Below are 5,690 nucleotides of genomic sequence, written 5' to 3'. Positions count from 1 at the left end.
GTTGTGCTGCAACGGTATAACAACAGTCGGGATGTTGTATTTGGCAGTGTCGTATCCGGCAGATCAGCGGATATTCCGGGCATCGATAAAATGATTGGTTTGTTCATTAATACGGTTCCTGTACGAGTTCACAGTGAGAAAGATATGACGTTTGCTGCGTTAATGAAGCAGATACAGGAGCAGGCACTGGCTTCCCGTGCCTATGAAACCTATCCGTTGTATGAAATTCAGGCCCTAACAGAGCAGAAACAGGACCTGGTGAACCATATTATGGTGTTTGAAAACTACCCGGTGGAACAGCGTATGGAGCACATGGGGAGCCGTGACACGAACGGTTTTACGATTGTTAATGCTTCAATGTCAGAGCAAACGAATTATGATTTTAACATTACGGTTGTGCCAGGCGATGAAATAGACATTCATTTGGAATTCAACGCGCTGGTGTTTGAACGTGCAGCTGTCGAGCAAATCCGCGAGCATTTGCTGCATATGATTGAAGAAGCGATTAACAGACCAGATGCGCTGGTAGATGAGTTGGAGCTGGTGACTGCTGCGGAAAAAGCAAAAATCATCGATGGTTTTGGATCAGTAGGCGTATCTGCATGGAGTGACGAAAAAGAATCTGAATTGTTGTTCCATGCCTATGTGGAAGAACAAGCGCAGCTTGTGCCGGATCACGTGGCAGTGGTATACGAGGAGCGGCAGCTTACGTATCGCGAGCTGAACGAGCGTGCGAACCAGCTTGCCCGCCGATTGCGGATTGAGGGCATTGGGCGCGAATCCATTGTTGGTATTTTGAGCGAGCGCTCGGTTGACATGATGGTCGGCGTATTGGCGGTGTGGAAAGCCGGAGGTGCATATGTACCGTTAGATGCAGATTATCCGTCCGAACGGATCCGCTTTATGCTCGAGGACAGCGGCGCTACGGTACTACTGACCCAAACAGATTTGCAGGAGCGTGCCCAAGCATGGCTGGAGGAAAGCCGACAGGTCTTGGCCGGTGGGCAGTTTGAGGGCGAGTTGGAGACAGCGGCTGGCGCTGAAACGATGGAAAGAGACAGCCTGAGTGAAGGCGTAAGTTTTAAATTAGATTCGAGTTCTGACAACGAAGAAGCATCCGAACCGGCAACAGGGCTGCGTCTGCGTACTGTACTGGCACTGGACGATGAGTCGCTGTACACCGGGGATGCCACGGATGTTGAACCTATCAACGAGCCGCAGGATCTGGCGTATGTGATCTACACCTCCGGGACAACGGGACGTCCGAAGGGCGTCATGATCGAGCATCACAGTTTGGTAAACACAGCTTCGGCATACCGCCGGGATTACCGTCTGAACCAGTTCCCAGTACGCCTGTTACAACTGGCAAGTTTCTCCTTCGACGTGTTCGTCGGCGATATCGCACGGGCACTTTATAACGGTGGCACGATGGTTATCTGTCCGAAAGACGACCGGATTGATCCAAGCCGTCTGTATGGCTGGATTCACGATTATCAGATTACGGTGTTCGAATCCACACCGGCTTTAATCGTACCGTTTATGCAGCATGTGCATGAACAGGGCCTTGACATGAGCAGTCTGGAATTGCTGATCACCAGCTCGGACAGTTGTAGCGTGACGGATTATCGGGTGCTGCAAGAACGGTTTGGTGCGGATATCCGCATTATGAACAGCTATGGCGTCACGGAAGCGGCGATTGACTCCAGCTTCTACGACGAAGAACTGTCAAAACTGCCAAGTAGCGGCAGTGTGCCGATTGGTCAGGCATGGCTGAACGCACGCTTCTACATCGTGGACAGCCAGCTGAATCCGGTGCCGATCGGCGTACTGGGCGAGCTGTGCATTGGTGGAGCCGGGGTAGCACGAGGCTACCTGAACCGTGCAGATCTGACGGCCGAGAAGTTTGTAGCGAATCCGTATGTAGCCGGTGAACGATTGTACCGCACAGGTGACCTGGCGCGGTGGATGTCAGACGGCAATGTGGACTTTATCGGGCGGATGGACTATCAGGTCAAAATCCGGGGCTACCGGATTGAGCTGGGCGAGATTGAAACGGCAATCCAGCGGGTGCCGGGTGTGCGTCAAGCCGTAGTCATCGACCGGACGGATGAGCGTGGGCACAAGTATTTGTGCGGATACATCACGGGAGAAACCGAGCTGCAGATCGAGGAAGTACAAGCAGCACTGGAAGCAGCACTGCCAGCACATATGGTACCTGCACGCTTGATGCGTCTGGAGACCTTACCATTGACCCACAACGGCAAAATCGACCGCAAGGCCTTACCGGAACCGGAAGGAAGCATTCATACCTGTGCAGCTTATGTGGCACCGCGAACTACGGTGGAACAAGTATTAGCTTCGGTGTGGGCTGGGGTGCTGGGCGCAGAAGCCGTAGGTACGCAGGATAACTTCTTTGAACTGGGCGGCGATTCGATCAAAGCACTGCAAGTATCGTCCCGATTGTTGCAAGCAGGCTATCGATTGAACATGAAGGATCTGTTCAGCAATCCGACGGTAGCGTCACTCAGTCCTTTGCTTCGTACAGACGGCAAGATGGCCAGTCAGGATGAGGCCGTAGGCAAGGTAGAGCTGACACCCATTCAGCGGTGGTTCTTCGAGCAGCAGCCGGCTGACCTGCACCACAGCAACCAGGCGATAATGCTGTATCGAGCTGGGCGCTTTGACGTCGACGCGCTACGCCGTACGATGGAACGCTTGGTCCAGCATCATGACGCATTGCGCACGGTATTCCGTGAGACAGAGCAAGGCTATGCCGCTTGGAACCGCAGTGTAGAGGAAGGCGAGCTATACACACTGGACATTGTAGATTTTAGCGGCGTTGAAGACGAATCCACCGCTGTAGAAGCCAAGGCGAGTGAAATTCAAGCGAGCATTTATTTGAGCGAGGGTCCGCTTGTGAAGCTTGGTTTGTTCCACTGCGCTGAGGGCGACCATTTGCTAATCGTCATTCATCATTTGGTTGTGGACGGTGTATCGTGGCGTATTTTGCTGGAGGATTTGGCATCCGGTTATGAGCAGGCTATTGCAGGCAAAACAGGCACAGCTATCCGACTACCGCATAAAACAGATTCGTTCCAGACTTGGGCCGAGCAGCTGTCGGCCTATGCGAATAGCGCGACGATGGAGCGGGAGCTTGCTTACTGGCAGCATATCGAACAAGCAGAAGCCAGTCTTGCGAAGCCTTTGCCAAAGGATTTTGCGAATGACAATGCACTGCTTGGGGACAGTGAGGTTGTGACGGTCCGCTGGACGAAGCAGGAAACCGAGCAGTTGCTCAAACAAGCTCATCGCGCATACAACACGGAAATGAATGACCTGCTGCTGGCTGCGCTCGGAAAAGCCGTATATGACTGGTCTGGTTCCGAACGAGTGCTGGTCAACCTGGAGGGCCATGGACGGGAAGCCATTGTACCGGATGTGGATATTACGCGGACGGTCGGCTGGTTTACGAGCCAGTTCCCGGTTGTACTCGATGGAAGTCTGGGACAAGGGGGGAATACGGCTCGTCTGATCAAACGGATTAAGGAAGGGCTGCGTCATATTCCGCAGAAAGGCATCGGCTATGGTATTTTACGATACCTGTCGGATACGAATGTTCTGGAGAAAGCAGGCGTGCAGTTAAAGGCTCAGCCTGAGATCAGTTTTAACTATTTGGGCCAATTCGATCAGGATTATAAAGACAATGATCTGGAGCCTTCCTCCTATTCCATCGGTGTGCCTGTCAGCATGAATGCGGCTATGGATTTTGCGCTGGATATCAATGGAGTCATCGAGGATGGTGAGTTGGTGTTCACGATTCGCTACGGTACTACGCAATTCCGCCAAGAAACGATTGCACGGCTGGGTGAGCTGCTGGCATCCAGCTTGCGTGAAGTCATTCATCATTGTGTCGCCCAAGAGAGAACGGTATTGACCCCAAGTGATGTGCTGTTAAACCATGTAACGCTAGACGAGCTAGAGCAATTGGTGGAGGATACACAAGATCTGGGCGAACTGGAAAATGTATATGCTTTGACGCCGATGCAAAAGGGCATGCTCTTCTTCAGCCTGATGGATGAGAATTCGGCGGCGTATTTTGAGCAGGCCACCTTTGAATTGAACGGGCGTTTTGATGTGGTTACTTTCGGCAAGAGCTTGGATCTGCTCGTACAGCGTCATGAGGCATTGCGGACGAACTTTATCAGTTCATGGAAGGATGAGCCTGTACAGGTCGTTTTCCACAACCGCAGCGGAGAGTTGTACTATGAAGACCTGCGCGGACTGAAAAAAGAAGAACGTAAAGCGCGTGTGGAGGCATTTACCCTTGCTGATAAAGCGAAAGGATTCCGTCTGGCGGAGGACGCACTCCTTCGTATCTCGATTCTACAAACCGGGGATGAAACGTATCACTTTATTTGGAGCTTCCATCACATTTTGATGGATGGCTGGTGCTTGTCCTTTATGACACAGGAGGTATTTGGTAGCTATCTGGCACTGCGCGCGGGTCATGAGCCAGCACTGGAGCCTGTCACGCCGTTCAGTCGATTTATTGAATGGCTGGAACGTCAAGACCGTGAGGCAGCCTTGCAATACTGGCGTGGGTATCTGGCGGACTATGAGCAGCAAATTACGCTTCCCCAGCAAAAAACACAGCCTAAATCGATGCACACCGGGGAATATATCGCTGAAGATCTGGATTGCGAATTCCAACCAGAGCTGGTTGCCCAGATCGAACAAGTGGCGAAGCAAAATCAGGTCACGATCAATACGCTGATTCAAACCGTATGGGGCGTTCTGTTGCAAAAATATAACAACAGTACGGATGTCGTGTTCGGCAGCGTTGTGTCCGGTCGCCCGGGAGATATTCCAGGCGTGGAGCACATGATCGGGCTATTTATCAATACAATTCCAGTGCGTGTGCAGTCTGAACCAGGTGAAAGTTTTGTCGAGCTGATGAAACGAACACAGCGGCAGGCGCTGGCTTCCAATGCCTACGATGCGTTCCCGCTGTATGAAATTCAAGCACTGACCGAGCAGAAGCAGGATTTAATCAATCATATTATGATTTTTGAAAATTATCCGGTGGAGCAGCAGGTAGAACAGTTAGGCGGCGATGGGCAGAATAAATTTACGATTTCGAACGTGGTGTCTACAGAGGCAACCAACTATGATCTGAACGTCGTCGTGATGCCGGGAGAAGGCATCAAGATTCGTTTTATGTATAACACGCTCAGCTTTGATCAAGCAGGTATTGAGCGCTTGTATGGACATTTTGCACGTTTGCTGGAGCAAATTTCGCTCAACCTGCATGTTCGGGTGGAAGAGCTGGAACTACTCACAGCAGCAGAAAAACAACAGATTACAGCGGCCTTTAATGACACCGCTTGTGCATTTCCGTCCCATCAGACGATCCATCAGCTGTTTGAGGAGCAGGTGGAGTGTACGCCGGATCAGGTGGCATTGGTGTTTGAACATCAGCGTCTGACGTATCAGGAGCTGAATGAACGGGCGAATTCATTGGCTCGAATGCTTCAAGCCCAGGGAGTAGGACCAGACAAGCTGGTCGGTCTGATGGTACAGCGCTCCGTGGAAATGATCGTAGGTCTGCTGGCCGTGCTAAAAGCAGGCGGTGCTTATGTGCCGATTGATCCCGAATTTCCATCCTCTCGTATTGCATACATGCTGGAAGA

At 51.7% G+C, this 5,690-nt stretch carries 1 protein-coding gene; it reads left to right on the top strand.

Annotated features, from left to right (window positions below; genetic code table 11):
- The coding region (locus tag G9G53_RS25465; protein ID WP_165150859.1) for a non-ribosomal peptide synthetase at positions 1-5,690 on the top strand (5,690 nt) is incomplete at both ends.

The organism is Paenibacillus sp. EKM206P, assembly GCF_011066155.1.
Lineage (GTDB): Bacteria > Bacillota > Bacilli > Paenibacillales > Paenibacillaceae > Paenibacillus > Paenibacillus polymyxa_D.
This window is presented reverse-complemented; position numbering and strand designations above follow the sequence as displayed.